The organism is Jiella soli (assembly GCF_020615385.1).
Taxonomy (GTDB): Bacteria; Pseudomonadota; Alphaproteobacteria; order Rhizobiales; family Rhizobiaceae; genus VKMB-3413.
In genome coordinates, this window is record NZ_JAJAVB010000025.1 from 179,369 (window position 1) to 202,350 (window position 22,982).

The 22,982-nt window shown below is 67.4% G+C and carries 23 protein-coding genes; 8 read left to right on the forward strand and 15 right to left on the reverse strand.

Annotated features, from left to right (window positions below):
* Positions 1-2: 2 nt before the first annotated feature.
* The 7 genes from LH400_RS15315 to LH400_RS15345 form a co-directional block, all read right to left on the reverse strand.
* Entirely contained in the window at positions 3-893 is an 891-nt protein-coding gene (locus LH400_RS15315; protein WP_229153608.1) for an SMP-30/gluconolactonase/LRE family protein, read from the reverse strand.
* Positions 890-1,792: an aldose 1-epimerase gene (locus tag LH400_RS15320; RefSeq protein ID WP_229153609.1), complete on the reverse strand. Its 903-nt coding sequence runs from the start codon at positions 1,790-1,792 to the stop codon at positions 890-892. The genes LH400_RS15315 and LH400_RS15320 overlap by 4 nt, the downstream gene beginning before the upstream one ends.
* A 103-nt stretch (positions 1,793-1,895) precedes the next feature.
* Positions 1,896-4,241 carry a glycoside hydrolase family 31 protein gene (locus tag LH400_RS15325; RefSeq protein ID WP_229153610.1) on the reverse strand — a complete coding sequence of 782 codons (2,346 nt, stop codon included), beginning with the start codon at positions 4,239-4,241 and terminating at the stop codon, positions 1,896-1,898.
* Positions 4,242-4,578: 337 nt separating this feature from the next.
* Positions 4,579-5,679: an ABC transporter ATP-binding protein gene (locus tag LH400_RS15330; RefSeq protein WP_229153611.1), complete on the reverse strand. Its 1,101-nt coding sequence runs from the start codon at positions 5,677-5,679 to the stop codon at positions 4,579-4,581.
* Between the two features lie 10 nt (positions 5,680-5,689).
* Positions 5,690-6,736, reverse strand: coding sequence for a carbohydrate ABC transporter permease (locus tag LH400_RS15335; protein ID WP_229153612.1), 1,047 nt, complete (start codon positions 6,734-6,736; stop codon positions 5,690-5,692).
* Positions 6,737-6,740: 4 nt separating this feature from the next.
* Complete coding sequence (locus LH400_RS15340) at positions 6,741-7,733, reverse strand: carbohydrate ABC transporter permease (RefSeq protein ID WP_229153613.1); 993 nt, start codon at positions 7,731-7,733, stop codon at positions 6,741-6,743.
* Positions 7,734-7,843: 110 nt separating this feature from the next.
* Positions 7,844-9,130 (reverse strand): ABC transporter substrate-binding protein, encoded by a 1,287-nt coding sequence (locus LH400_RS15345; protein ID WP_229153614.1) that lies wholly within the window; start codon positions 9,128-9,130, stop codon positions 7,844-7,846.
* 418 nt (positions 9,131-9,548) lie between these two features.
* Here LH400_RS15345 and LH400_RS15350 point away from each other — a divergent pair, with 418 nt between their 5' ends.
* A complete protein-coding gene (locus tag LH400_RS15350; protein ID WP_229153615.1) occupies positions 9,549-9,989 on the forward strand; it encodes an RbsD/FucU family protein in 441 nt (146 codons plus the stop codon).
* 140 nt (positions 9,990-10,129) lie between these two features.
* Entirely contained in the window at positions 10,130-11,017 is an 888-nt protein-coding gene (locus tag LH400_RS15355; RefSeq protein WP_229153616.1) for an amidohydrolase family protein, read from the forward strand.
* Between the two features lie 41 nt (positions 11,018-11,058).
* Here LH400_RS15355 and LH400_RS15360 read toward each other — a convergent pair whose 3' ends face one another.
* A complete protein-coding gene (locus LH400_RS15360) occupies positions 11,059-11,523 on the reverse strand; it encodes a BLUF domain-containing protein (protein WP_229153617.1) in 465 nt (154 codons plus the stop codon).
* Complete coding sequence (locus LH400_RS15365) at positions 11,520-13,160, reverse strand: putative bifunctional diguanylate cyclase/phosphodiesterase (protein ID WP_229153618.1); 1,641 nt, start codon at positions 13,158-13,160, stop codon at positions 11,520-11,522. The genes LH400_RS15360 and LH400_RS15365 overlap by 4 nt, the downstream gene beginning before the upstream one ends.
* Positions 13,161-13,505: 345 nt before the next feature.
* On the opposite strand from LH400_RS15365, the gene LH400_RS15370 reads away from it, so the two are divergent.
* Positions 13,506-13,649, forward strand: coding sequence for a hypothetical protein (locus tag LH400_RS15370; RefSeq protein ID WP_229153619.1), 144 nt, complete (start codon positions 13,506-13,508; stop codon positions 13,647-13,649).
* A gap of 31 nt (positions 13,650-13,680) precedes the next feature.
* On the opposite strand, the gene LH400_RS15375 is transcribed toward LH400_RS15370, so the two are convergent.
* Positions 13,681-14,421, reverse strand: coding sequence for a sulfite exporter TauE/SafE family protein (locus LH400_RS15375; RefSeq protein ID WP_229153620.1), 741 nt, complete (start codon positions 14,419-14,421; stop codon positions 13,681-13,683).
* Between the two features lie 173 nt (positions 14,422-14,594).
* Between LH400_RS15375 and LH400_RS15380 the strand changes: the two genes are divergently transcribed.
* A complete protein-coding gene (locus tag LH400_RS15380; RefSeq protein ID WP_229153621.1) occupies positions 14,595-15,131 on the forward strand; it encodes a metallophosphoesterase family protein in 537 nt (178 codons plus the stop codon).
* Between the two features lie 7 nt (positions 15,132-15,138).
* Here LH400_RS15380 and LH400_RS15385 read toward each other — a convergent pair whose 3' ends face one another.
* A complete protein-coding gene (locus tag LH400_RS15385) occupies positions 15,139-15,885 on the reverse strand; it encodes a DUF3750 domain-containing protein (protein ID WP_229153622.1) in 747 nt (248 codons plus the stop codon).
* Between the two features lie 82 nt (positions 15,886-15,967).
* Between LH400_RS15385 and LH400_RS15390 the strand changes: the two genes are divergently transcribed.
* Positions 15,968-16,972 (forward strand): asparaginase, encoded by a 1,005-nt coding sequence (locus tag LH400_RS15390; protein WP_229153623.1) that lies wholly within the window; start codon positions 15,968-15,970, stop codon positions 16,970-16,972.
* A gap of 351 nt (positions 16,973-17,323) precedes the next feature.
* Here the strand turns inward: LH400_RS15390 and LH400_RS15395 are convergent, their stop codons facing one another.
* The 3 genes from LH400_RS15395 to LH400_RS15405 all read right to left on the reverse strand — a co-directional run bounded on the left by LH400_RS15395 (position 17,324) and on the right by LH400_RS15405 (position 19,560).
* Positions 17,324-18,121 (reverse strand): NYN domain-containing protein, encoded by a 798-nt coding sequence (locus tag LH400_RS15395; RefSeq protein WP_229153624.1) that lies wholly within the window; start codon positions 18,119-18,121, stop codon positions 17,324-17,326.
* 192 nt (positions 18,122-18,313) lie between these two features.
* Complete coding sequence (locus tag LH400_RS15400; RefSeq protein ID WP_229153625.1) at positions 18,314-18,946, reverse strand: pyridoxamine 5'-phosphate oxidase family protein; 633 nt, start codon at positions 18,944-18,946, stop codon at positions 18,314-18,316.
* 68 nt (positions 18,947-19,014) lie between these two features.
* Positions 19,015-19,560: a carboxymuconolactone decarboxylase family protein gene (locus tag LH400_RS15405; protein WP_229153626.1), complete on the reverse strand. Its 546-nt coding sequence runs from the start codon at positions 19,558-19,560 to the stop codon at positions 19,015-19,017.
* A 134-nt stretch (positions 19,561-19,694) separates the two neighbouring features.
* Here LH400_RS15405 and LH400_RS15410 point away from each other — a divergent pair, with 134 nt between their 5' ends.
* The 3 genes from LH400_RS15410 to LH400_RS15420 all read left to right on the forward strand — a co-directional run bounded on the left by LH400_RS15410 (position 19,695) and on the right by LH400_RS15420 (position 21,811).
* On the forward strand, positions 19,695-20,597 hold the full coding sequence (locus LH400_RS15410; protein ID WP_229153627.1) for a LysR family transcriptional regulator: 903 nt from the start codon (positions 19,695-19,697) through the stop codon (positions 20,595-20,597).
* 120 nt (positions 20,598-20,717) lie between these two features.
* Positions 20,718-21,275: a helix-turn-helix domain-containing protein gene (locus LH400_RS15415; protein ID WP_370638399.1), complete on the forward strand. Its 558-nt coding sequence runs from the start codon at positions 20,718-20,720 to the stop codon at positions 21,273-21,275.
* A gap of 5 nt (positions 21,276-21,280) precedes the next feature.
* On the forward strand, positions 21,281-21,811 hold the full coding sequence (locus tag LH400_RS15420; RefSeq protein WP_229153629.1) for a GNAT family N-acetyltransferase: 531 nt from the start codon (positions 21,281-21,283) through the stop codon (positions 21,809-21,811).
* A gap of 83 nt (positions 21,812-21,894) precedes the next feature.
* Here the strand turns inward: LH400_RS15420 and meaB are convergent, their stop codons facing one another.
* Positions 21,895-22,890, reverse strand: a complete 996-nt coding sequence (gene meaB / locus LH400_RS15425) for a methylmalonyl Co-A mutase-associated GTPase MeaB (RefSeq protein WP_229153630.1) — start codon at positions 22,888-22,890, stop codon at positions 21,895-21,897.
* Positions 22,891-22,982: the final 92 nt, after the last annotated feature.

The following is a 22,982-nucleotide window of genomic DNA, read 5'->3' on the forward strand; positions in this document are numbered from 1 at the left end:
CGTCAGCTTTCGAAGTCGAACATGGGTTCGGGCAGGCCGGGCGTCTCGACGCGCATGGCGAAGAGGCTGCCGGAATGCGGCAGGGCGGCGAGTTCGCCGTCCGGCCGGCCGCCGCGCGCTGTGGTGACGTAGAGGGTGCGGAGATCCTCGCCGCCGAATGAGACCATGGTCGGGCACATCGCCGGCACGCGGTATTCGGCGAGCACGGCGCCGTCCGGCGAGTAGCGGCGCACCCGTCCGCCCTCGTAGAGCGCGCTCCAATAGCAGCCCTCGGCGTCGACCGTTCCGCCGTCGGGCCGGCCGAGATCGTCGGCGCTCGCCTCCCACTGCGCGAAGACCCGGCGATTGGTCGGCTCGCCGGTCGCCACGTCGTAGTCGTAGCAATAGATCGTGCGGCGCGGCGTGTCGGAATGGTACATGCGCCGCCCGTCCGGCGAAAAGGCGACGCCGTTCGACGTGATCAGGCCGCCCGCGATCAGGGCGAGTCCCCGGCTGTCATAGCGATAGAGGCCGGCATCGCTCGCCTCTTTGGTCTCGTCGAGCGTTCCGAGGAAGAAGCGGCCCGCCGGATCGACGCGGCCATCGTTGAACCGATGGTCGGCAGGGTTCTCGGGGTTTTCGACCATCATGGCGGCACACTGGCCGGCCTCGTCGAGCCGCCAGATGCCGGAGCGCAGGCCGGCCACGAAACCGCCATCCTTGGCGAGGGCGACGCAGCCGATCTCTTCCGGCAGGCCGAAGGCATTGTGCTGCTCGCTCGCCGGCTCGAACCGGTGGAGCCGTCGTCGCTTGATGTCAACGAAATAGAGCGCCTGCTCGGCCGCCGACCAGATCGGGCATTCGCCGAGTTCGCAGCGTGTATCGAGGACGAGTTCGAAGGAAAATTCGGTCATCTCAAGGTCCCAATCTCAAAACGCACGGTACCGACCAGACAAGCGCCGGGCTCGAGGATAGTCAGACCATGGTCCGCGACGCTGTCCATCCGGTTGATAGCATCGACCATGTGCGTGGCTGGCTCGATCGCGAAGAAATTTCGTTCATCCGCGCGAAAGACGATGAGCCGAGAAAGGATCGGGTCGGCGGCGATGCGGATGACAAGACCGCGTTCGGGATAGGCGATCTCGGCCGTTCCGCCCCAGCCCTCGAACAGATGATCGACCGCGGCGACATCCTCTATCCGTTTGGAACTGCAACAGTTCCACTTTTCGGGGACAGGGGTGCTCCGGGTCGGCAAAAGCCTGTCGTCGCTCTGCCAGACCGCCTCGGCACGGAAGGTCAATGTCGCTCCCGCCCGGTCGAAATAGGGGTGGAGGCCGAAGCCTGCCGGCATCGCGCGGCGGTCGCGGTTCGTGAGACGGATCGTGACGGCGAGCGAATCGGGCGTCAGGACGAATCGCTGTTCGGCACGATAGGCGAAGGGCCATTCCCGGGCGCGGCCCGCCTCAGCGGGGTCATGATCGAGCGACAGGAGCGCTTCGGACGGCTGTGCGTCCTCGACCGTCCAGTCGCGCTGCCAGGCATTGCCGTGGATCGCGTGCGGGCTCGTCCCGAAGTTCCGGTCGAGTTCGAAACTCTCGCCGCCGAAGGCGAAGCGCGCATCGGCGATCCGGTTGGAAAACGGGATCATCGGATAGGAGCCGGCGAGCGTCGGCTTCTTCTCGGACAGCGCCGTCGGCGGCGTCTCGCGCAGGATGCGCGCCGACCCCCGGGTGAAGGCGACGATCGAACCGCCGAGATGGGGCGCGACATCGACGGCGAGATCGCCGGCGCGGAGCGGGACGAGTTCGGCCATGGTCAGCAGCGCGCGCCGGAGGAGCCGGGCGCCGGCGCCTCGATTTCCGATCGGCCCTCGATGGCCAGCGCCTTTGGGAGTGGCGCGTTGCAGAACTCGAAAGTCACGGCAGGTCGTGCTCCCCGGTCCGGTCAACCAGCCCGCGCATCTCGACGAAGAACTCGGGCCGGCCGCGACCGGTGCCCTTTTCGGCGACGGCGAGGCGAACATTGTCGGCGCTGGCGGTCAGTTCGCAGTCGAGGAAGGAGGCGTCGCCGTCGAGATAGCGCCAGCTGGTGCCGTCGTCGAAGAAAATCGACCGGCGGCTCGTGCCGGCCTCGGCGCCGGCGAAGGCGGTCAGCGCCACGGCCTCCGCCTCGTGCGGGCTCGTCGCCGGCCAGACGATCGCAAGCGGCAGGACCGCGCCAGAGCGCACGAAGATCGGCAGGCGGTCGAGCGGTGCGGGGACGGTGACGCGCGTTCCCCCGGCGTGGACCGCCTCGTCCCAATAGTCGTGCCAGCCGCCGGGAACCTCCGGCAGGTCGATCGAGACGGTGTCGGTGCCCTCGGTGACGTTCGGGACGACGAGGACATCCGGGCCGAGCATGAAGGCATCTGGATCGGCGCGCGAGGACGCATCGGGGAAGTGGTAGAGCAGCGGTGCGACGATCGGCTCGCCGGTCCGGTGGCAGTCATGCGCGAGGCTGTAGAGGAGCGGCAGGAAGCGGTAGCGCAGGCGCAGCGCCGCCTTCACGTGTTCTGTCACCTCCGGATGCATCCAGGGCAGGTTGACCGGCTCGTCCAGCTGCGGCTTCCAGGAGTTCATCACCGCGCGCGGGTGGAGCGCCATCAACTGCACGAAGCGCGTAAAGAGTTCCGGCCCCGGCTTCGGCCCGGCGAAGCCGCCGATGTCGTGGCCGATGAAGGGCATGCCGGAAAGGCTCATGGACAGGCCGTTCCGGATGTTCCACTTCAGCGAGTGCCAGGAGGTGAAGTTGTCGCCGGTCCAGGTCTCGCCGTAGCGGGCGATGCCGATCGGGCCGGCGCGGCTGATCGTATAGGGGCGCTCGTCCGGCTTCTTCGCCTTCGTCGCCTCGAAGGTCGCGCGGGTCATCAGGAGCGCCTGCAGCGGCTTCACCTCGATGGCCGGAAGCGGCGAGCCGACCCCGTCGACGACCGCCGTCTCGTCCCAGAGCTCGGCCTCGTTGTTGTCGTTCCAGGCCGCGTCGAAGCCTTCGCCGAGCACCTGCGTCCTGATGCCGTCCTGCCACCAGGCGACGGTCTCGGGATTGGAGAGGTCGAGGCTCGCGCCCTCGCCGCCCCAGAACATCTCGACGGCCGGCGCCCCGTCCTGCCGCTTGACGAACAGGCCCTTCTCGGCGGCTTGCGGATAGGCGGGATGCTCCTTCAGGAGCACCGGCTTGACGTTGGCGCAGGTGTGGTAGCCGAGCTCCTTCAGGCGCGCGAAGAACGCCTTGCGGTCCGGGAACTTCCTCTCGTTCCAGGTGAAGACGTAGCGGCGCCCGTCTTCCCGCGTCGTATAACCCGAGCCCGAATGGATGGCGCTGATCGGAATGTCGTCCCGCCGGCAGCGCTCGGCGAAGTCCGTCATCACCGCCTGCGCGTCCGGCGCGTCGGCATGGTGCATGGTGGTGAAGGCGAAGCCCATCGACCAGCGCGGCGGCAGATGCGGCCGGCCCGTGAGCTGCGCGAGGCGCGGCACGATGTCGGAAAGGCGCGGGCCGGCGATCACATAGAGGACGAGGCCCTTTTCCAAAATGTCGACATGCCGGTAGGGGTCGTAATAGTTCGAATGCTCGGCGCCGAGATCGACGGCCATTTCCGACAAGGTGTCGTAGAGGAGGCCGGTCGCCGTCCCGTCCTCCGCCTCGACCATGACGAAGGGCGCATGCTTGTAGAGCGGGTCCGACAGCTCCGCGTCATAGCCCATGGAATCGATCTGCAGGCAGCGGAAGCGCCGCCCGGTGCGGTCGAGCGGGCCGGTCTTGTCGCCGAGGCCGTAATGCCGGTCGGTCTGCGGACGGGTCTGGTAGTGGCGGAACGAGCCGCGCCGTTCCAGCCAGTAATAGGCGCTGCGCTCGCGGTCCTTCAGCACCGTGCGCCAGGCCTCGCCCTCGCGGCGCTCGACGGCAAGGCGCAGCGGCGCGGTCTCGATCCGGATGCGGGCGTCGCCGCAGGTGACCGTCTCGGTGCCGTCCGTCGTCTCGCGGGCGATGTCCGGCAGCGAGAACCCGTCGACGGACAGGCGGTCGCGCCCTTCCCAGGGCGTGTCGCCCTTGGGCGCGATCATCCAGGTCCGGTCGACGCCGAAGCCGCCGTCCGGGACGATGGCGATCCGGGTCAGCCAGGACTCCAGCACCTCGACCTTGAGGGTGAAGCCGGCATTCAGCTTCAGGTCGAGGCCGTGCGGCGTGGAATGGGCCGGGCCGGTCGCGGAGAGGATGGTCATGGGTGGGTTCCTCGTGAAGGCGGGATGCGCGGCAGGGCGCGGGTGGCGATCAAGTCGACGGGCGCAGCGGCAGGTCGCCGCGTGTGGCCGGGCATCGACGATGGTGCCGAGGCACCCCCCTCTGGGCTGCCGCCCATCTCCCCCACAAGGGGGGAGATCAGCAGTTTCGCTGCTTGCGCGAAGCTCTTTGGCGATTGCGCCAGCCACCACGACGGACGTTGGGCGTGACGTAGGAGCGAGATCGATCTCCCCCCTTGTGGGGGAGATGTCCGGCAGGACAGAGGGGGGTACACAGCCGCCATCGTTTCAATCGCCCGGAATGCAGTGAATCCCGGACCTAAACGTCCTCGCCGATCCGCAGCCGTTCCAGCGCCACGCCGTCCTTGCGGAAGACGTGGATTGCCTCGGCCGGCAGGAACACCTCGGCCGTCTCGCCGGCCTTGATCCGGGTCTGGCCGGGCTTGTGGACGGTGATGGAATTGCCGGCCTCGTCGGTGCAGTAGAGATAGGATTCGCCGCCGAGCTGCTCGATTGTTTCGACGGTGACCGGACGGCCGCGCTGCGAGCCGATCTCCAGATGTTCGGGCCTGACGCCGATGGTTACGGTCTCGCCGGGCTCGATCCCCTCCGGCGACACCGCCGCCTCGAAGCGGCGGTCGCGGCCGTCCTTCACGACGATGCCGTCATTGCGGGTCTCGGCGACGCTCGCCTCGAAGAAGTTCATCCGCGGCGAGCCGATGAAGCCGGCGACGAAGTGGTTGGCCGGCCGGTTGTAGAGGTCGAGCGGCGAGCCGACCTGCTGGATCAGCCCCTTCTTCAGGACCACGATCTTGTCGGCCATGGTCATCGCCTCGACCTGGTCGTGGGTGACGTAGATCATCGTGTTGCCGAGCCGGCGGTGGAGGCCGGAGATCTCGCCGCGCATGACGACGCGCAGCTCGGCGTCGAGGTTCGAGAGCGGCTCGTCGAAGAGGAAGACCTTGGGTTCGCGCACCACCGCGCGGCCGATCGCGACGCGCTGGCGCTGACCGCCGGAGAGCTGTTTCGGCCGGCGCTCCAGATGTTCGGTGATCTGCAGCATGCGCGCGGCGTTCTCGACGCGCTCGCGGATCTCGGCCTTCGGCGTCTTGATGTTCTCGAGGCCGAAGGCGAGGTTCTCGCGCACGGTCATGTGCGGATAGAGCGCATAGGTCTGGAACACCATGGCGAGGCCGCGCTCGGCGGCGCGCTGCTCGTTCACCCGCTGCCCGTCGATCCGAAGCTCGCCGCCGGAAATGTCCTCCAGCCCTGCGATCATCCTCAGAAGGGTCGACTTGCCGCAGCCCGACGGGCCGACGAAGACGCAGAACTCGCCATCCTCGATCGTCAGGTCCACGCCGTGGATCGCGCGGAAGCCGGCATAGTCCTTGACGAGCTTTTCCAGTTCGACGACGGCCATTCCGCCCTCCCTACTTGACGCCGCTCTGGGCGATGCCGGCGGTGATGTTCTTCTGCAGGAGCGCGAAGATGACGGTGATCGGGATCAGCGTCAGCATGGTCATGGCGAGGAGCCCGCTCCACGAGGTCTGGAGATCGCCCTGGAAGGCGTTGAGCGCCAATTGCAGCGTGAACTCTTCCGACCGGGTAAGGACGATCAGCGGCCAGAGGAACTCGTTCCAGCGCCACATCACCGAGAAGATGACGAGGACGGCGATGGCGGGGGCGGCGAGCGGCAGGACGATCCGCCAGTAGACCCGCCATTCCGAGGCATGGTCCATGCGCGCCGCGTCGAGGAGGTCGTCGGGGATCGTCAGCATGTATTGCCTGAGGAGGAACACGCCCGTCGGCGTCGCCACCGCCGGCCAGATCACCGCCCAGGGCGTGTTGACGAGCCCGAGTTCGTTGACGACGAGATAGATCGGCACGAGGTTGATCGTCGGCGGGATCATCAGCGTCGCGATGATCAGGAGGAAGACCGCGGTTCTCCCGCGGAACTTGTATTTTGCCAGCGCGAAGGCCGCCATCGAGTTGAAGACGACGGTGATGACGGTGGCGACGACGGTGATGAAGACGCTGTTCCAGAAATAGCGCATGAAGTTGAAGCGCTCGAAGAGCTGGGTGTAGTTGCCCCAGGCGATCGCGAAGGTGCGCTTGGGCTCGCGGTCGCCGATCTTCACGTTGATCTTCTGGCCCGGATTGGCGGGATCCACCATCTGGGCGTTGAGGCCGATGCGCCGGACCTGCGCCAGCACCTCGCCCTGGTGCTCGCCGCCGGTGACCTCGTAGAGCGGCAGCGGCTTGTCGTAGCCGTCGACCACCGCCGTCTGGGTGGTCAGCGGCAGGAAGCTTGGCGGATATTCGGACAGCGCCGCGTCGGTCTTGAACGAGCTCATCGCGACCCACAGCACCGGCCCGAACATCAGGACCATGCCGAAGATCAGATAGCCCCAGGTCATCCAGTCGGTGACGTCGAACCGGCCGCGGCCCCTGGTGCGGGAAATGAAGGACCACACCATCGTCTCAGCCCTCCGCCTGGCTGCGCGTCGCGCGCAGCTGCAACAATGTCAGGACGAGCAGCACCACCGCCATCAGGATCGAGGCCGCGGCGGCGAGCCCGAAGAGCTGCGGCCGCGAGGCAAAGCCGGTCTCGTAGATATATTGCAGGATCAGCGTCGTCGCCGAGCCGGGTCCGCCGCCGGTGAGGACGAAGATCTCGTCGAAGGCCTGCACGGCCCGGATCAGGCTGAGGACCAGGACGACGACCATGGTCGGCATCAACAGCGGCATGGTGATCTTGGCGAAGACCCGCCAGCGCGAGGCGCCGTCCATCTCCGCCGCCTCGTAGACGTCGGAGGGGATCGACTGCAGGCCTGCGAGCAGGATCAGCGTGTAGAACCCCATATGCGCCCAGATCGAGACGAAGATCACCCAGAAGAAGGCCCAGTTCGCGTCGATCAGCCAGTTCACGGTCGACAGGCCGAGGCCCTCGAGCCCGGCATTGAGGACGCCGTATCGCTGCAGGATCCATTTCCAGATCAGCGCGACGACGACGGGCGAGAGCAGGACGGGATAGAAGAAGACGCCGCGGAAGAAGCCCTTGAGCGGGATGTCGCGGTTGAGGACCAGCGCCGTGATCAGCGAGATGACGACCATGAAGCCGACCTGCAGGACCACGAACCAGCCGGTATTGTAGACGGCGCGCCAGAACACGTCGCGCCGGCAGGTGTTCGGGTCGAGATAGTTGGTGCAGGACAGGAGCGAGGAGAAGTTCTCCGCGCCGACATAGGGCCGCTGGGACAGGAGGATCGCGTCCGAGCCGGTGGTCGCATAGAAGAAGTTCAAAATGATCGGCAGGAAGGTGAAGAGGCCGAAGATCAGGAGGTTCGGCAGCAGGAACACCCAGGCGATCCGGCTTATCCCGACGAGGCGCTGGGTTCCTGCCATCGGCAGCTCGAACAGGCCGAACGCCGTACGGTAGCCGAACTGGGCGGCGCTGTTGAGTGGCTTCCACATGAGATCGTTCCGAAGCTTTGGCCGGTCGACGAAAGAGGCCGCCTGCCGCCTGCCGCCCGAGGTGACGCCGGCCCGCGCCCCGCTGGAGGGGGACGGGCCGGCCCGGCGCCTTACTTGGCGTCGCCGGACGCCTTCACCGCTTCGTTCACGTCGGCGTCGATGCGCTGCAGCGCCTGGTCCAGGGTCGATTCCCCGACGATCGCCTGGGTCAGCCGAGCGACCGTGGCGTTCATGATCGCGCGGTTGTTCTTGTACCCCTGGAATTCGAAGGCGGTCGGGGTGAGGTTCCTGGCCGCCTGGGTAAAGGCGGCGAGCGCCTTCTTCACGTTCTCGGTCGCGCCGGGATAGTCGACGCCCTTCTCCTGCAGGCCCTTATGGGCGGGAATGGCGCGGGTCTTGCCGATGAAGTCGGCATAGACGTCTTCCTGCGCCATGAAGTCGAGAAGCTTGGCGACTTCCTCGGGATGCTCCGTATGCTTGAACCCGACCACCGAGGCGCCGCCCGGAATGCCGGTGCAGCCGCCCTCGCCGCAGGGAGGCGAGACCACTTCCCAGTCGAAGGCGTCGGCGATCTCCTTGCCGAAGCGCGCGACCTGCCAGGAGCCGGACATGTAGAAGACGAGGCTCGCATTGATGAATTCCTGCGAGGCGTCCTGATAGGTGGCGCCGCCCGAGCCCGCCCAGACGTCCTTCGCCATCACGCCGGTCTCGTTCCAGTCGACGAATTTCTTGGCGAAGTCGGCAAAGCCCTTGTCGACGGTGATCGGCTTGCCGCTCTCGTCGAAATACTTCGCGCCGTAGGAGATCGCCGGGCCGGCGAAGCGGTGGCCGGAGCGGTCCATCGCCATCGGGTAGGGGGTCTGGGTCGCATCGGCGACCTTCTTGGACGCCTCGGCCCATTCGTCCCAGGTCGCCTTGTCGCCGGGAATCTCGACGCCGGCCTGGTCGAACAGCGTCTTGTTGATGAAGGGCCCGGTGACCGTCAGCTGGTCGGGCAGGTTGTAGATGCCGTTGTCGCCGTCGCCGTTGACGCGGGTCCATTTCAGCTCGTCGCCGAAGTTCTTTTCCCAATAGTCGGCGTCGTCGACATATTGCCGGATGTCGAGCATGTACCGCGCGAGGCCACCGAGGTCGCTGACGCGGGCAAGGTCCGGACCGCTACCGCCGGCGAGCTGCACGGGGAGGCTCTCGAGGATCGCCTTGTAGGGCACCTCGTCCACCGTGACCTTGATGTCGGGATTCTGCTTTTCGAACTTGGCGATTTCCTCGCGCCAGGTCTGGCATTCGGTGCCGTCCTGATAGCACTGGAACCGCAGTTCGACGGCATTGGCAAGGCTGGTCGAAACGGCAAGCGCGCCGAGTGCGGTGCAGCCTGCAAGAAGCATTCTCGTGACCATGAAATCCTCCCAGATCGGTCATCACAGTGCGAACGTCGTAAACCGGCCTCGCACGAGCCGCAATGGATGGCGGGCGCGCGCACTCCGTGGTTCGCGGAGCCTCGGCCCGGGCTTTTCATCCCGCCGCCGGCGCCGCGCCAGGCGGGTTCGATCCTTCGCGCTGCACATATCGCTTGCGATCGCGAACGAAGCGGACACTACCGCGAAAGAAAAGCGAGCGTCAAACGAAAATTATATCTTTTATAAGACTCGAATATCCACCTGTCGGTTTTCGGTCCCGCCGCTCGCCGTCCGGAGCCGCTAGCCGCCTTAGCCGGCGCGCTCGGAAAGGCCGGGGGACCTTGACAGGAGGCTTGCCCACGGCCCCATTTGACCTGCGGCTGCCGGTATCTGCGCCGCGACGGGTCGGGGAGGGACCATGCTCAAGGGAATCGACGCCATCATCTCGCCGGAGCTTCTCGGCGTCCTCGCCGCCATGGGCCATGGCGACGAAATCGTTCTGGCGGACGCGAACTTTCCCGCCGATTCCGTCGCGCGTCGGACAGCCCACGGCCGGGCGATCCGGATGGACTGCGACCTCAAGCGCGCGTCGCAGGCGGTCCTGTCGCTGATGCCAGTGGACGGTTTCGAGCCCGGCGCGGTCCGCTCGATGCAGGTTGTGGGCGAGCCCGATACCGTGCCGGAGGTGATCGCCGAGGTGCAGCCGCTCTTTGCCGCCGAGGGCGCGGAGATCGCGGCCGTCGAGCGCTTCGCCTTCTACGACCTTGCCGGCAAGGCCTATGCCGTGGTGCAGACCGGGGAGCGGCGCTTCTACGGCAATCTCATCATCCGCAAGGGCGTCATTCCGCCGGAGGCGTGAGGGAGGGCCGGGATGGACCGGGCCGACCCGGCAGCGAGCGATGTCGGCGGCGGACGGACGGCGACTTCTCGCTTCGCATGCCGAGCCGGGCCGCGACCGGCGGCGAGCGGACACCCAATTCTGACAATCGGGAGCCAAGCATGACCGGCCGCGTCGATGCCCATTGCCATCTCTGGCAGCTCGCCCGTGGCGATTATCACTGGCTGCAGGACAATGACGATCCTGCGCTGGCGCCGATCCGCCGCGATTTTTCGCCGGACGACCTCCGACCGTTGGCGAACCGCGCGGGGATCGAAGAGTTGGTCGTCGTCCAGGCGGCCGCGAGCGACGGCGAGACCGACTTCATGCTGTCGCTTCAGGCAGAGAACCCGGAGATTGCCGGCGTCGTCGGCTGGGTGGACCTGTCGTCTCCCGCGGCTTCGGAGCGGATCGCGGATCTCGCGCGCCGGCCGGCGCTGAAGGGCATCCGGCCGATGCTGCAGGACATCGCCGATCCCGACTGGCTCCTGACGGCGCCGACGAGCGCCGCGCTGGCGACGCTCGAGCGCTCCGGCCTTCGCTTCGACGCGCTGGTGCTGCCGGTGCATCTGTCCCGGCTGCTGCGTTTTTCCGCTGCCCATCCCGATCTGCCGATCATCGTCGACCATGCCGCCAAGCCCGCGCTGGCCGCAGGTCCGGACGATCCGCGCCACGGGCTCTGGGGCGAGGGCATGGCCAGGATCGCGCGCGAAACCTCCGCATGGTGCAAGCTGTCCGGCCTCCTCACCGAGATGCGGCCGGGCCAGTACGCGACCGATGCGGAGGCGCTCGCCGTCCTGCGGCCGGTGCTCGACAGGCTGCTCGACTGGTTCGGGCCGCATCGCCTCGTCTGGGGGTCGGACTGGCCGGTGCTGACTCTGGCTGCCGGGCACGAGCGCTGGGTCCGGTTGACCGACCATCTGCTCGATCCGCTGGGGTCCGAGGAGCGGAACGCCATTCTCGGCGGCAATGCCCGCCGCTTTTATGGTCTCGCCGGCGACGCGGCCTGAGGCCCTTTGCGCCGACAAGCGCCGGCCACGGCGGGCCTCTATCAGGCCACGGCGGACGGCGTTCTCGCGGTCGCGGGTTCCGCCTCGATTGCGAGATCGCGCAGGATTTCATGCAGGCGGTCGCCGGACAGGCGTGCCGGCTCGAATCCGCTCGAGCGGGCGACATCGGCGAAGCGTTCGGCGTCTTCCAGCGAGCCACCGACAAAGGCCATCGACCAGGTTCCGAAGCTGCGGAGCGCAACCGGCTCGAAGGCGAGCACCGAAACCTCGCCGTGGCGCTCGTCCCGCGAGATACGCTCGAAGGTTTCCTCGACGGCGTCCAACGGGCCTTCGAGCACCTGCGCGAAGCAGCCGGAATTGAACATCAGCGCTCCGGTGAGGCCGGCCTTCCGGTTGTTCTCCTGGCTGGCGGCGAGGATCCGGCGCACGGCCTCGCAGAGCGTCGCGCCGTCGGCCGCAATTCGGTTGCGGCTGTAATAGACGAGATGATGGAGATCGCGGGTCATGCCGTGACGTCGTCCCATGGATGGCGGTCGAGATAGTCCGATATCGTGTCGGCCGGCATCGGACGGCCGGTGAGATAGCCCTGCACCTGGGTGCAGCCCTCGCTGCGGATGCGCCGCAACTGCTCCTCGGTCTCGACGCCCTCGGCCGTGGTCTTCATGCCGAGGCTGGAGCCGATCCCGGTGATCGCCCTGAGGATCGCGCCGCTGCCGGCGCCGGCGCCGTCGCCGCGCACGAAGGACTGGTCGATCTTGAGCTTGTCGAAGGGGAATTTGTGCAGATAGCTGAGCGAGGAATAGCCGGTGCCGAAATCGTCCATCGAGATCTGGACGCCGAGCCCGCGCAGCCGGTTGAGCGTCGCGAGAACGGCTTCGGTGTCGTCCATGAGCGCGCTTTCGGTGATTTCGAGATCCAGCCGATACGGCGCGAGGCCGGACTGCGCCAGCGCCGAGACGACGGTTTCGACCAGCGATCCGGCGCGAAACTGCACCGCCGAGACATTCACCGAGACCGACAGGCCGGATGGCCAGGTCGAGGCCTGGCGGCAGGCGGTGCGGATCACCCATTCGCCGATCTGGGTGATCAGGCCGGTCTCCTCGGCGAGCGGGATGAAGGCGAGCGGCGAGACCCGGCCGCGCCGGGGGTGGTTCCAGCGCAGCAGCGCCTCAAAGCCGACCGGGCGGCTTTCGGCGAGGTCGAATTGCGGCTGGTAGACGAGTTCGAATTCCCGCAAGGCGAGGGCCCGCCTGAGATCGATCTCGAGCTGCCGGCGCTCCTGCATCACCGAGTCCATGCTCGGCTCGAAGACCGCGAAGCGGCCACGCCCGCCGCTCTTGGCCTGGTAGAGCGCGAGATCGCCCTGGCGCAGCAGCGCCTCCGGTGTCGCGTCGCCGTCGGACAGCGCGATGCCGATGCTGACCCCGATATTCACCGTATGCCCGTCGAGGAGGTAGGTGCGGCTCACGAGGTCCACGAGGCGTCGGCTCAGCGCCTCGGCTGCCTCCTGTCCATCGATTTCGGTCTGGAGGATGACGAATTCGTCGCCGCCGACGCGGGCCACGAGGTCGTCCTTGCGGCAGGCCCCGACGATGCGCTGCACGACCTTCTTCAGCAGGGCGTCGCCGATCGGGTGGCCGAGCGTGTCGTTGACGAACTTGAACCGGTCGAGATCGAGGCAGTGGACGGCGAGACGGGCATGTGAGCGGCGCGCATCGGCGAGCGCACCCTTCAGCCGCGCGATGAGTTCGCGCCGGCGCGGCAGGCCGGTCAGCTCGTCCGCCGGCTGCCGGTCGGCGGCATGTGCGACGGCCGCGCTCTCCCTGACGGTGATCAGATAGCCCTCGCCATCCAGCGCCTCGATGGTCGCGGGAACGACACCCGCCATCGCAGTACGCACCCATTGCGGCGCAGCACCAACGGTGTCGACGGTCGAGACGTCGAACATCGGGTCCGCCAGAAGCGCCGAGAGCGGCTCGTCGACGATGTGCCGGCCGAGCAGCTTCTCCGCCGGTCGATTGGCGAAGATGATGCGATCCTCGCGATCGGCGAGGATGACCGGCGTCTGAATGCGTGAGAGAGCCGTTCGGAAGAGATCGACCCGCGGCGGGAAATTTCGGGCGGGCTGGGCAGGCATCGGCATCTCGATCTCGTTGCAGAACCCGAGAAAAGCCTAAAGTTCCAAAGATTTGGTAAGGTGGCCCATTGGATTGTCCGCCGACCAACCAACTTCCTCAGAGAACCCGGATGGTCTCGGGATGCCGGGTAGGTGCGACGCGTCCGCCGCGCCTTGCGCGCGGGCTTCGGATCATCCGGATCCCTGCCTGCGACGATACGTCCGGCGGCCTCGAACTCCCCCTTCGACGACTGGTGCGGCCTCCCGCCTTTGGAATGTCAGCCATGCGCCCTCGGACCTGCCGCCGCTCGGTGCCATGCGCTATTGCTGCGGCGCAGCATGATGCCGACAGGAATTCAGGAGATCGCCAGTATGAGCCCCCTTGCCTCTTCGCCGACCAAAGCCTCGGGTCTTTCCCGCCTCGCCAACTATCTCCGCGAAACCGCCGAGATCTTCCGCGAAGCCGGCCGCCTGCGCGAGGAATTCCGGCGCCGCCATCCGAGCATCGTCGACTGAGCGCCGACCGTCTCCGGCGCGCAATCTGCCGTCAGACCAGCGCGTCGTAGAAGAGCTTGGCCGCGAGACCGGCCAGGAGGACGAGGATGACGCGATCGAAGATTCGCGGCGGCAGCCGTTCGGCGAGCTTCGATCCCACCGGCATGAAGGCGAGAAGGGGCACCAGCGCGGCCAGGCTGAACAGCAGGCTGTGCGCGGTGAGGATGCCGAGCGTCGCGAGCGCGGGGATCTGCGTCGCGGACATGCCGGCGAAGAAGATCGAGATCGTCGCGATGAAGGCCGACCGTTCCAGCGCAAGCGCGTTGAGGAACGAGATCGACACCGGCGCCGAAATGCCCGATGCGCCCTGCAGCATGCCGGCGAGGACGCCCGCGGGAACGCTCAGCACCTTGCCGAGAGCGAAGGGGATGCGCCAGTCGGGCCGGGCGAGGCGGAAGGCGACATAGCCGAGCACGGAACAGGCGACGACGAGCGACAGGACCTCTTGCGGCAGGGCCGCCAGGATCGCCGTGCCGAAGGTGACGCCGATCGCGCCGGCGATCGCGAAGCTCCAGACGAAGGCGCCCCGCGGCCGGAATTCACGGAACCGCCAGCCCTGCCAGAGATTGGTCAAAAGGTTCGGAACGACCATGACCACGACCGCGAACTTCACGTCGAAGATCGCCGCCATGGCCGGAACGGCGAGTACCGGGGCTCCGGCGCCGGTCGCACCCTTGAGGGTGCCGCCGGCGGCGAGGCAGGCCGCGACGACGAGGATTTCGGCAAGGGTCACGCGGGTTTCGTCTTTCTCTGCGGGAGGCCGGTATGGTCGTGCCGGGCCGAAGTCCGGCGAATCGTCAGTCTGGCTGATAGCGTAGCCGCGTCCATGGGGAAATGGCGGCCGGCGCATCCTCCAGGCAGCGATCGGCCGGACCGGTAACGCAACACCGCACGAAACGGGACGCCGTGGCGACTTCGATCTTCTTCACCGCCGACACGCATTTCGACGACCCGCGCATCCTGAGGATCGACCGGCGGCCCTTCGCCTCGCTCGAAGAGCATGACGCGGCACTGATCGAGCGGTGGAACGCGGTCGTCGGCGCGGACGACACCGTGTTCCATCTCGGCGATTTCGCCCGGGGCGACGGCGAAGCCAAGGAGGCGCTGCTCGCCCGCCTCAACGGCGAAAAGCATCTCGTCACCGGCAACAATGACGACCTTGCCACGATCGCGGCCAAAGGCTGGGCAAGCGTCGCCGCCTATCGCGAACTCGATATCGACGGGCGCCGCGTGGTCCTGTGCCACTATGCGTTTCGGACCTGGAACCAGATGGGCAAGGGCGCGGTGGATCTCCACGGCCATTCGCACGGCAAGCTGAAGCCGCTGCCGCGGCAATACGACGTCGGGGTCGATGTCTTCGACTTCAGGCCGGTCACCTTCCCCGAGATCCTCGCCTCGCGCAGAGTCCGGAAGCGGCGGAGCGAAGCTGCGGACGAAACCTAGCGCTTCGTTACGACTGCAGGAGACTGAAGGCGCCGAAGGCCGGAATCTTGATGCCGAGCCGGGCAGGGTCGATGCCGGCGACGAGCCCGAGGAGATTGAGCTCGAAGCCGGTCTTGGCGCCGACGGCGATTCCGGCATAGCCCCAAAACGAGACCCTGACGTCGCGTCCGTCAGGATCGATCGAGACGAGGCGTCCGCCCACCGGATAATCTCGCCCGACCGCGACCGGCGGCAGCGCCACGTCGATTTCCGGGACCTCCCGCATGACGAAGGCGGTGAAGGTGTTGGAGTTCGGTCCGGGAAAGATCTGGTAGCCGCCGGCCATGGCGAAGGGATAGGTGGCGATCGCGGCGCGCACCTTCGGCAGTATCGCGGCGGCCTCGCTCCCGCGGCGCGCGAAGACGATCCGCGGCTCGTTCGAATACCAGCGCCCGTCCGGCGGCTGGCTGTTCCGTCGCACGGGCATCCCCCAGCCGACGACGTCGAAGCGCTCGTAGCGGCTTTCGCCGGCAGATTTCATGACGATCCAGGAATGGTCGGCAACCGCTCCCTTCAGCCCGCCGGTGCGGGCCGCGAGGATGTAGAATGCGGCCTCCGCATCGGCCTGCGGCGGCGGAAGGAGAGCCGCCGAAGACCAGTCGGCCTGGTGCCAGGAGAGGGGACGGTCGGCGAGCCACCAGACCGCGCCCGACATGATCGCCGGCAGGAGGTAGACGCAGAGGAAAATCAGGAAGAAGAGCTTCAACACGCGCATCGGGCCGTTTCGTCGGTGGCAGAACGCGTCTTGCCTGCTAAATCGGGGCCTAGAAGTTTCCACAATAGGATCGAGACGACAGATGGAAAACCCGGTTCTCGTCGAAGTGACGCGCGGCCCTCTCGTCGAGAGCTTCCATCGCGGCGCCTTTGCGCTGGTGGCGGCCGACGGAAAGGTGATCGCCAGCCAGGGCGACATCGCCCGGCCGGTCTTTCCACGCTCGGCCATCAAGGTCTTCCAGGCGATCCCGCTGGTCGAGACCGGAGCCGCCGCGGCCTTCGGCTTCACGCCGGAAGATCTGTCGCTAGCCTGCGCCTCGCATGCCGGCGAACCCGCCCATGTGGCCCGGGCGGACGCGATCCTCAAGCGTGCCGGGCTTGGGGCGGATGCGCTCGAATGCGGCTGCCACTGGCCCTCGAGTCAGGCGGTCGCCTTCGACATGGTTCGGCGCGATCAGGAACCGACCCCCCTCCACAACAACTGCTCCGGAAAGCATGCCGGCTTCCTGTGCACTGCCGTTCACAGGGGCGAGGAGACCGCCGGCTATGTCGGCGTCAACCATCCGGTGCAGCTACGAACCAAGGCCGTGATGGAGGATCTCGTCGGGCAGAGCCTCAATCTCGACGTCTGCGGAACCGACGGCTGCTCGATCCCCACCTATGCCGCTCCGCTCCAGGGCTTTGCCCAGGGCTTCGCCAAGCTCGTCAGCGGGCAGGGCATTTCGCCGCAGCGGGCAGAGGCCGGCCAGAACCTGATTCAGGCCTGCATGGCGCATCCCTGGGAGATGTCCGGCACCGGACGTGCCTGCCAGACGCTCATGGAGACCGCGCCCGGTCGGGTCTTCGTCAAGACCGGCGCCGAGGGCGTCTTCTGCGGCGCGCTCCCCGAGCTCGGCCTCGGCTTCGCCCTCAAGATCGACGACGGCGCCCACCGCGCCAGCGAGACACTCGCCGCAGCGGTGATTTCGCGGGCCGTCCGCGACAGCGACAGGGATCTTGCCGAGCGGTTCGACGCGCTCGCGCAGCGAACGATCCACAATTGGGAAGAGATCGAGACCGGCGAGATCCGGGCGTATCAGCTGCTGTGACGCCGGCGCCCGGCTGCCCGATCACTTTTTGGCCGGCGCACCAAAAGCGGATTGACGATCGCAAGCATCGGCGTAACCTTCCTCTGGCGTGATGACGCAGAGGGAGGCACCCATGGAACCACCCCAGCAGGTTGCCGCAATGACGGCAGGGCTTGTTGTTCGGAGCTCTGTCCAGCGGCTTTTTGACTGACATCTCCCCGGGAGCGGCCTATGGGCCGCCGGAGTCGTGGAACAGGCTCAATCTGTCCGCCGCTCCCAGGGTTATTCATACGAGATACTTCGGCGTGCAATGCGTTGATGGGCAATGCTTCATGTTCTGAACCCTCGCGGTTGCGATGGTCCGGGTGCAATTCAGCTCGCGGCCGGCTTGCTGCGGGGCGAGCTGCGCCGCGCGGGTGCGCGTCGCCGACGCTGGGCCGGTCGCGGCTTCAGACGGATGCGCACGCTGCCGCCCTCCGGATCGTCCACCTCGAAGAGATCGGTCGAGCGCACGAGGTCGGACAGCTTCTTGTAGCCATAGGTGCGCGGGTCGAAATCCGACGACAGGTTCTGGATCTGCTTGCCGAACGTGCCGAGATTCACCCAGCCGTCCTCGGTATCCATCTGGTCGATCACCCGCTTGAACAGGTCCGCCGCCTCCTGCGGCTTGGCGAGCGGCGTCGAGCGCGCATCGTCCTCGCCGGCGGTGATCCGCTCCGGCAGCAAATTCTCCGTATAGATGAAACGCCGGCAGGCCTGGCGGAAGCTCTCCGGGGTCTTCTGTTCTCCGAAGCCATAGACGTCGACGCCCTGCTCGCGGATGCGGGCCGCGAGCCTTGTGAAGTCGCTGTCGGAGGAGACGAGGCAGAAGCCGTCGAACCGGCCGGAGTGCAGAAGGTCCATCGCGTCGATCACGAGGGTGATGTCGGAGGCGTTCTTGCCCTGCGTATAGGCGAATTGCTGCTGCGGGATGATCGCATGGCGCGCGAGGATGTCGGCCCAGCCCTTCGAGCGCTGGTTGGAAAAGTCGCCATAGATCCGCCTGACGCTCGCCTCGCCGATCTTGGCGATCTCCTCGAACAGGCCGTCGGCGATCTTCGACGAGGCGTTGTCGGCATCGATCAGCACCGCAAGCCTCGGCGTGCGGTCGGGGCGGGCGGTCGCGGACATGGCGGCTCCTCTTGTCGGTCGCGGTGGCAACTAAGGCGGCAGCGGCTCCGGCAAAGGTGATGGCGGCGCAATCTGGGTTTTGGGCTCGGACGATGCGCGGCGCAAGCCGATGTGTCGGGATTTTGCTGCGCCGACACTGCCCGGCCGAACAGCTTCGCCCGCGCCTGTCCGCGATTGCGCTCCGCTGCCGGTTCAGGCCGGGACGCCCTCACCGGCGAGGCGCGCCCGCAGGTCCGCGTTCTCGGCTTCGAGCCGGCTCACGCGATCGTTGAGCACCCGAGCCGCCTCGGCGACTTCCCTTTCGCTGAATCGCCGCGTGATGTGCTGCGGGCAGTTCCAGTCGAACGCCTTGAGATGCAGCCGGAACATTCGTTCCGGTTTTGCCCGGTAGCCCGGCACGGCGACGAGGTCGGCGAGGACCGGGTCGGCATCGAGGGCGAGCGTTTCGACCTCGGCGTAGATCTTCAGGCGCATGCGCTGCGCGTAGTCCATCAGAAACAGAGACGCGCGATTGTTGGCCGAGAGATTGCCGGCGCTGATATACTGGCGATTGCCGCGATAATCGGCAAAGGCGAGGGTGCGATCGTTGACCAGGTTGAGGAAGCCGGCGGGCCCGCCGCGGTGCTGGACATAGGGCCAGCCGGTCTCCGAGACGGTCGCCAGATAGAAGCTGTCGCGCTCGGCGATGAACGCGGCTTCGGCCTCGGTGAAGCGATCGGACGGCCGGTCGCCGTCGAATGTCCGCCACATGCGATCCGCCCCCATCTGCGCCTGCACTTCGCGGACGCTGGGCGTCGTGGCGATATCGAGAAATCCGTATGACATGGCGGCTCTCCTTGGAGGGTTCTGGCGAAAAGGGCGGACCGGCGTACGACCACCGGTCCGCTTGCATGTCAGGCGGCCTCGCGCGCCGAGACGACCGGGAAGTCGATCTCGGTGGCGGCGACGGTGTTGAGGAGATTGGTGAAGACGTTCTCCGCCGCGACCGCGACGATCTCCACGATCTCGCCGTCGCTGAAGCCGGCCTGTCGGACCGCCTCGACGTCGGCGTCGGTGACATGTCCGCGCTCGCGCACGATTTTCGCCGCGAAGCTGACGGCGGCATGGGCCTTGGCGTCGCCGGATTCGCCCCGGCGATTTCGCGCGACCTCCTCCGGTGTCAGCTTGGCGAGATTGAGCGCGAGATAGCTGTGCGCCGAAAGGCAGTAGTCGCAGCCATTCGCCTCGGCGGCGGCGAGCGCGATCCGCTCGCGCGTCCTGACGTCGAGCGTCTTCGCGAGCGCTGCGTTGTTGCCGGCAAATCCCTGCAGCGCAGCCGGGCTCGTCGCGAGAAGCCGGAACATGTTCGGGACGGTGCCGAGCTGCTTGTTCATGGCGTCGAGGATGGGCTGCGATGCCTCGGGAACATCGTCGCGGGCGGGAATGGCGATACGGGACATGGGTTTTTCCTTCCGTGTTGGGGGCCGGCGATCTGGCTGGCTGGAGCCGGCTGACAGGGAGAGAGGTATTGCGTTCCGCTCTGGAAGATAATCAGCTGATTTCGGGAATGATACTTCCATAAAATGGAGCAATCATGGACAGGCTGGACTCCATGGCGATCCTGCTGCGGGTGGTCGACAGAGGCGGGTTCTCGGCCGCCGGCCGCGATCTCGGGGTGCCGCTGGCGACCGTCAGCCGCAAGGTCAGCGAGCTCGAGGCGCATCTGGGGACACGGCTTCTCGTCCGCACCACCCGCAAGGTGGCGCTGACCGATGCCGGAGCCGCCTATGTGGCCTCCGCCCGCCGCATCCTCGACGAGATCGACGAGGCGGAACGCACGGCCGCCGGCGAGTTTCACGCACCCCGCGGGGAACTGCTTCTGACCGCGCCGGTGTTCTTCGGGCGCCTGCACATCCTGCCGCTCGTCACCGAATTCCTCCGGCTCTATCCCGAGATCGACGTGCGGCTGATCCTGTCCGACCGTAACCTGCATCTGGTCGAGGACCATCTCGACGTGGCGCTGCGGATCGGCCGGTTGCCGGACAGCGCCATGGTCGCCACCCGGGTCGGCGCGATGCGCACGGTCGTCTGCGCCAGCCCGGCGCTGCTGGCGGAACGGGGCGAACCGCGCTCTCCCGAGGATCTCGCCGGCCTGCCCTGCGTGAACTTCGAATTCCTGTCGTGTGGCGCGGCCTGGACGTTCTCGGTGCCGGGCGGCATGGGAACCGCCGATGTGCCGATCCGCCCGCGCCTCTCGGTCAGCACGGCAGAAGCGGCGGTCTCGGCCGCCGCCGAAGGGGTCGGCGCGACCCGCGTGCTCCACTATCAGTGCGCCGACGCGATCGCCGCGGGATCGCTGGAGATCATCCTCGCCGGCTTCGAGGTCGACCCGCTTCCCGTCCATCTGCTTCATGGCGGCGGCACGCTCGCCTCCAAGGTGCGGGTCTTCCTGGACTTCGCGACCGGCCGGCTGAAGAGGCGGCTGAGCGCGCTCTGATCGCTCAGCGAGGGGCGGTTCAACGGACGTTCCGGTACGGGTCCGGCCGGTCTGCCCGGCGGGGGTAGTGCTTGCGCGCCTTGTCATTTCTGGGATAAATTCTCGAATATGAGAGAGATCTTGAGCGACGACAGCATCGATCAGCGCATCGCAGTCCGGCTCCGGGCCCTGCGGTCCGGCCGCGGCTGGTCGCTCGACGAGCTGGCCGGCCTGAGCGGGGTCAGCCGGGCGACGCTGTCGCGCCTGGAAAAGGCCGAGGTGAGCGCGACGGCGAGCGTCCTCGGCCGGCTCGGCGCGGCCTACGGGCTGACGACCTCGCGGCTCCTCAGCATGGTCGAGGACGATTTCACCCCGCAGCTCGATCAGGAGCAGCAGGCGGTCTGGGTCGATCCCGAGACGGGCTTTCGCCGCCGCTCCGTCTCGCCGCCGGCCGCGGCGCTGGCGGGCGAAGTGATCGAGGGCACGTTCGCGCCGGGCCGTCGCATCGCCTATGAAGCGCCGGCTCGCGGCGGCCTCGAGCATCACCTCGTTCTGATCGAGGGCCGGCTGTCGGTCACGATCGAGGATCGGGTCCATGATCTGACGCCCGGCGACTGCCTGCGCTACCGACTGTTCGGACCGTCCGCCTTCGAAACCCCCGATGATTGCGGGGCACGCTACCTCTTGTTCATGGTGTGATCGACATGCTTTCCGACGTCGTGATTTCGCAGCTTCCGGCCGAAGACCTCGACCGCCGTATTCCGGATCTTGCCGCGCTGCTGCATGCCTGCGTCCATGCGGGCGCGAGCGTCAATTTCGTCCTGCCCTTTCCCCTTGAAGAGGCGGAGGCGTTCTGGCGCTCGAAGGTCCTGCCGGCCGCGCGAGAGGGCACGCGGCTGGTGCTGATCGCCGAGGCCGGGGGCCGGATCCTCGGCACGGCGCAGCTGTCGACCGACACGCCGCCGAACCAGCCGCACCGGGCGGACGTCTCCAAGGTCCTCGTCCATCCGGAGCATCGCCGCCGTGGGATCGCGCGGGCGCTGATGGCCGCGATCGACGCGTACTCCGTGGAAATGGGCCGCCGGCTCCTGACGCTCGACACACGCACGGGCGACGCCGCCGAACCGCTCTACCGCTCTCTCGGCTTTCAGGTCGTGGGCACGATCCCCGGCTATTCACGCGCGCCGCAGGGGGATGCGCTCGAGGCGACGACCATCATGTACAAGCATCTCTGACGACACCCACGCGGGCAGAGGGCCCGTCGCGGCATGTCTGACAGCCCGCCGGCTCATACCAGTAGGCGTTGGAAATGCTGGTATCAGCCTCCCGCGGGGAGGCCGAGCGCGTCGAGCACCGCGTCCGCCATGGCCTCCGGGGCGCGGTCGCCGGAACGCACCGCAGCTTCGGCCTCGGCAAGGCTCGCGCGGGCCTCCCGGCTGCCGAGGACCCGGCGGCGCAGCTCCTCGTCGAGCCTTGCGCGGAACCAGGCGACCCGCTGCTCGGCGCGCCGCTTCTGCCAGGCGCCGTTCTCGCGGTGGATCCTGCGGAACTCTTCGACCCTTTCCCAGAGATCGGCGAGACCGCCGCCGGTCGCTCCCGAGACGCTCGTCACCGGCACCCGCCAGTCGGGGGAGGGCGGCGCGAGAATGTTCAGCGCCGAACGTAATTCGGATGCGGCCGTCTCCGCACGTGACCGGTTCTCGCCGTCCGCCTTGTTCAGCGCGACGATGTCGGCGATTTCGAGGATGCCCTTCTTGATCCCCTGCAACTCGTCGCCGCCGCCGGCGATCATCAGGAGGATCACCAGATCGACCATGCCGGCGACCGTCGTCTCGGCCTGGCCGACGCCCATCGTCTCCACGATGACGACGTCGAAGCCGGCGGCCTCGCAGAGAAGCATGGTCTCGCGGGTCTTGGCCGCGACGCCGCCGAGCGTTCCGGACGAGGGGGAGGGGCGCACGAACGCCGCCGCGTCGGTGGAAAGCCGGCCCATGCGGGTCTTGTCGCCGAGGATCGAGCCGCCGCTCCGGACTGAGGAGGGGTCGACCGCGAGGACCGCGACCTTGTGGCCGCGCGCGGTCAGGCTGGAGCCGAGCGCGTCGATCAACGTCGACTTGCCCGCTCCCGGCACGCCGCTGAGGCCGATCCGGATCGTCGAGGCCGGCGTCGGGGAAAGCCGATCGAGCACGGCGGCAGCGAGCAGGCGGTGGTCGGCGCGCGTCGATTCCACCAGCGTGATCGCGCGGCTGAGCGCCGCGCGCCCGCCGCTGCGGATCCCGGCTGCCAATGTCTCTGCGTCGGGTGCCTCTGCCATGGCCCTGCCATAGAGCCGCCGGCGGCCCCTGTCGACCGGGCGTGGTCTTGCGCGCACTGCGCGCGACGGGTCCGGGTTGGGAAACATTCCCG

Excerpts from the sequence above, each read along its gene's own strand:
- LH400_RS15355 (WP_229153616.1), top strand. The coding sequence starts at position 10,130 with ATGACCGGCCGCGTCGATGCCCATTGCCATCTCTGGCAGCTCGCCCGT.
- LH400_RS15405 (WP_229153626.1), bottom strand. The coding sequence starts at position 19,560 with ATGTCCCGTATCGCCATTCCCGCCCGCGACGATGTTCCCGAGGCATCG.
- LH400_RS15340 (WP_229153613.1), bottom strand. The coding sequence starts at position 7,733 with ATGTGGAAGCCACTCAACAGCGCCGCCCAGTTCGGCTACCGTACGGCG.
- meaB (WP_229153630.1), bottom strand. The coding sequence starts at position 22,890 with ATGGCAGAGGCACCCGACGCAGAGACATTGGCAGCCGGGATCCGCAGC.
- LH400_RS15315 (WP_229153608.1), bottom strand. The coding sequence starts at position 893 with ATGACCGAATTTTCCTTCGAACTCGTCCTCGATACACGCTGCGAACTC.
- LH400_RS15325 (WP_229153610.1), bottom strand. The coding sequence starts at position 4,241 with ATGACCATCCTCTCCGCGACCGGCCCGGCCCATTCCACGCCGCACGGC.
- LH400_RS15360 (WP_229153617.1), bottom strand. The coding sequence starts at position 11,523 with ATGACCCGCGATCTCCATCATCTCGTCTATTACAGCCGCAACCGAATT.
- LH400_RS15390 (WP_229153623.1), top strand. The coding sequence starts at position 15,968 with ATGGAAAACCCGGTTCTCGTCGAAGTGACGCGCGGCCCTCTCGTCGAG.
- LH400_RS15395 (WP_229153624.1), bottom strand. The coding sequence starts at position 18,121 with ATGTCCGCGACCGCCCGCCCCGACCGCACGCCGAGGCTTGCGGTGCTG.
- LH400_RS15410 (WP_229153627.1), top strand. The coding sequence starts at position 19,695 with ATGGACAGGCTGGACTCCATGGCGATCCTGCTGCGGGTGGTCGACAGA.
- LH400_RS15345 (WP_229153614.1), bottom strand. The coding sequence starts at position 9,130 with ATGGTCACGAGAATGCTTCTTGCAGGCTGCACCGCACTCGGCGCGCTT.
- LH400_RS15335 (WP_229153612.1), bottom strand. The coding sequence starts at position 6,736 with ATGGTGTGGTCCTTCATTTCCCGCACCAGGGGCCGCGGCCGGTTCGAC.
- LH400_RS15365 (WP_229153618.1), bottom strand. The coding sequence starts at position 13,160 with ATGCCGATGCCTGCCCAGCCCGCCCGAAATTTCCCGCCGCGGGTCGAT.
- LH400_RS15330 (WP_229153611.1), bottom strand. The coding sequence starts at position 5,679 with ATGGCCGTCGTCGAACTGGAAAAGCTCGTCAAGGACTATGCCGGCTTC.
- LH400_RS15370 (WP_229153619.1), top strand. The coding sequence starts at position 13,506 with ATGAGCCCCCTTGCCTCTTCGCCGACCAAAGCCTCGGGTCTTTCCCGC.
- LH400_RS15320 (WP_229153609.1), bottom strand. The coding sequence starts at position 1,792 with ATGGCCGAACTCGTCCCGCTCCGCGCCGGCGATCTCGCCGTCGATGTC.
- LH400_RS15400 (WP_229153625.1), bottom strand. The coding sequence starts at position 18,946 with ATGTCATACGGATTTCTCGATATCGCCACGACGCCCAGCGTCCGCGAA.
- LH400_RS15350 (WP_229153615.1), top strand. The coding sequence starts at position 9,549 with ATGCTCAAGGGAATCGACGCCATCATCTCGCCGGAGCTTCTCGGCGTC.
- LH400_RS15420 (WP_229153629.1), top strand. The coding sequence starts at position 21,281 with ATGCTTTCCGACGTCGTGATTTCGCAGCTTCCGGCCGAAGACCTCGAC.
- LH400_RS15385 (WP_229153622.1), bottom strand. The coding sequence starts at position 15,885 with ATGCGCGTGTTGAAGCTCTTCTTCCTGATTTTCCTCTGCGTCTACCTC.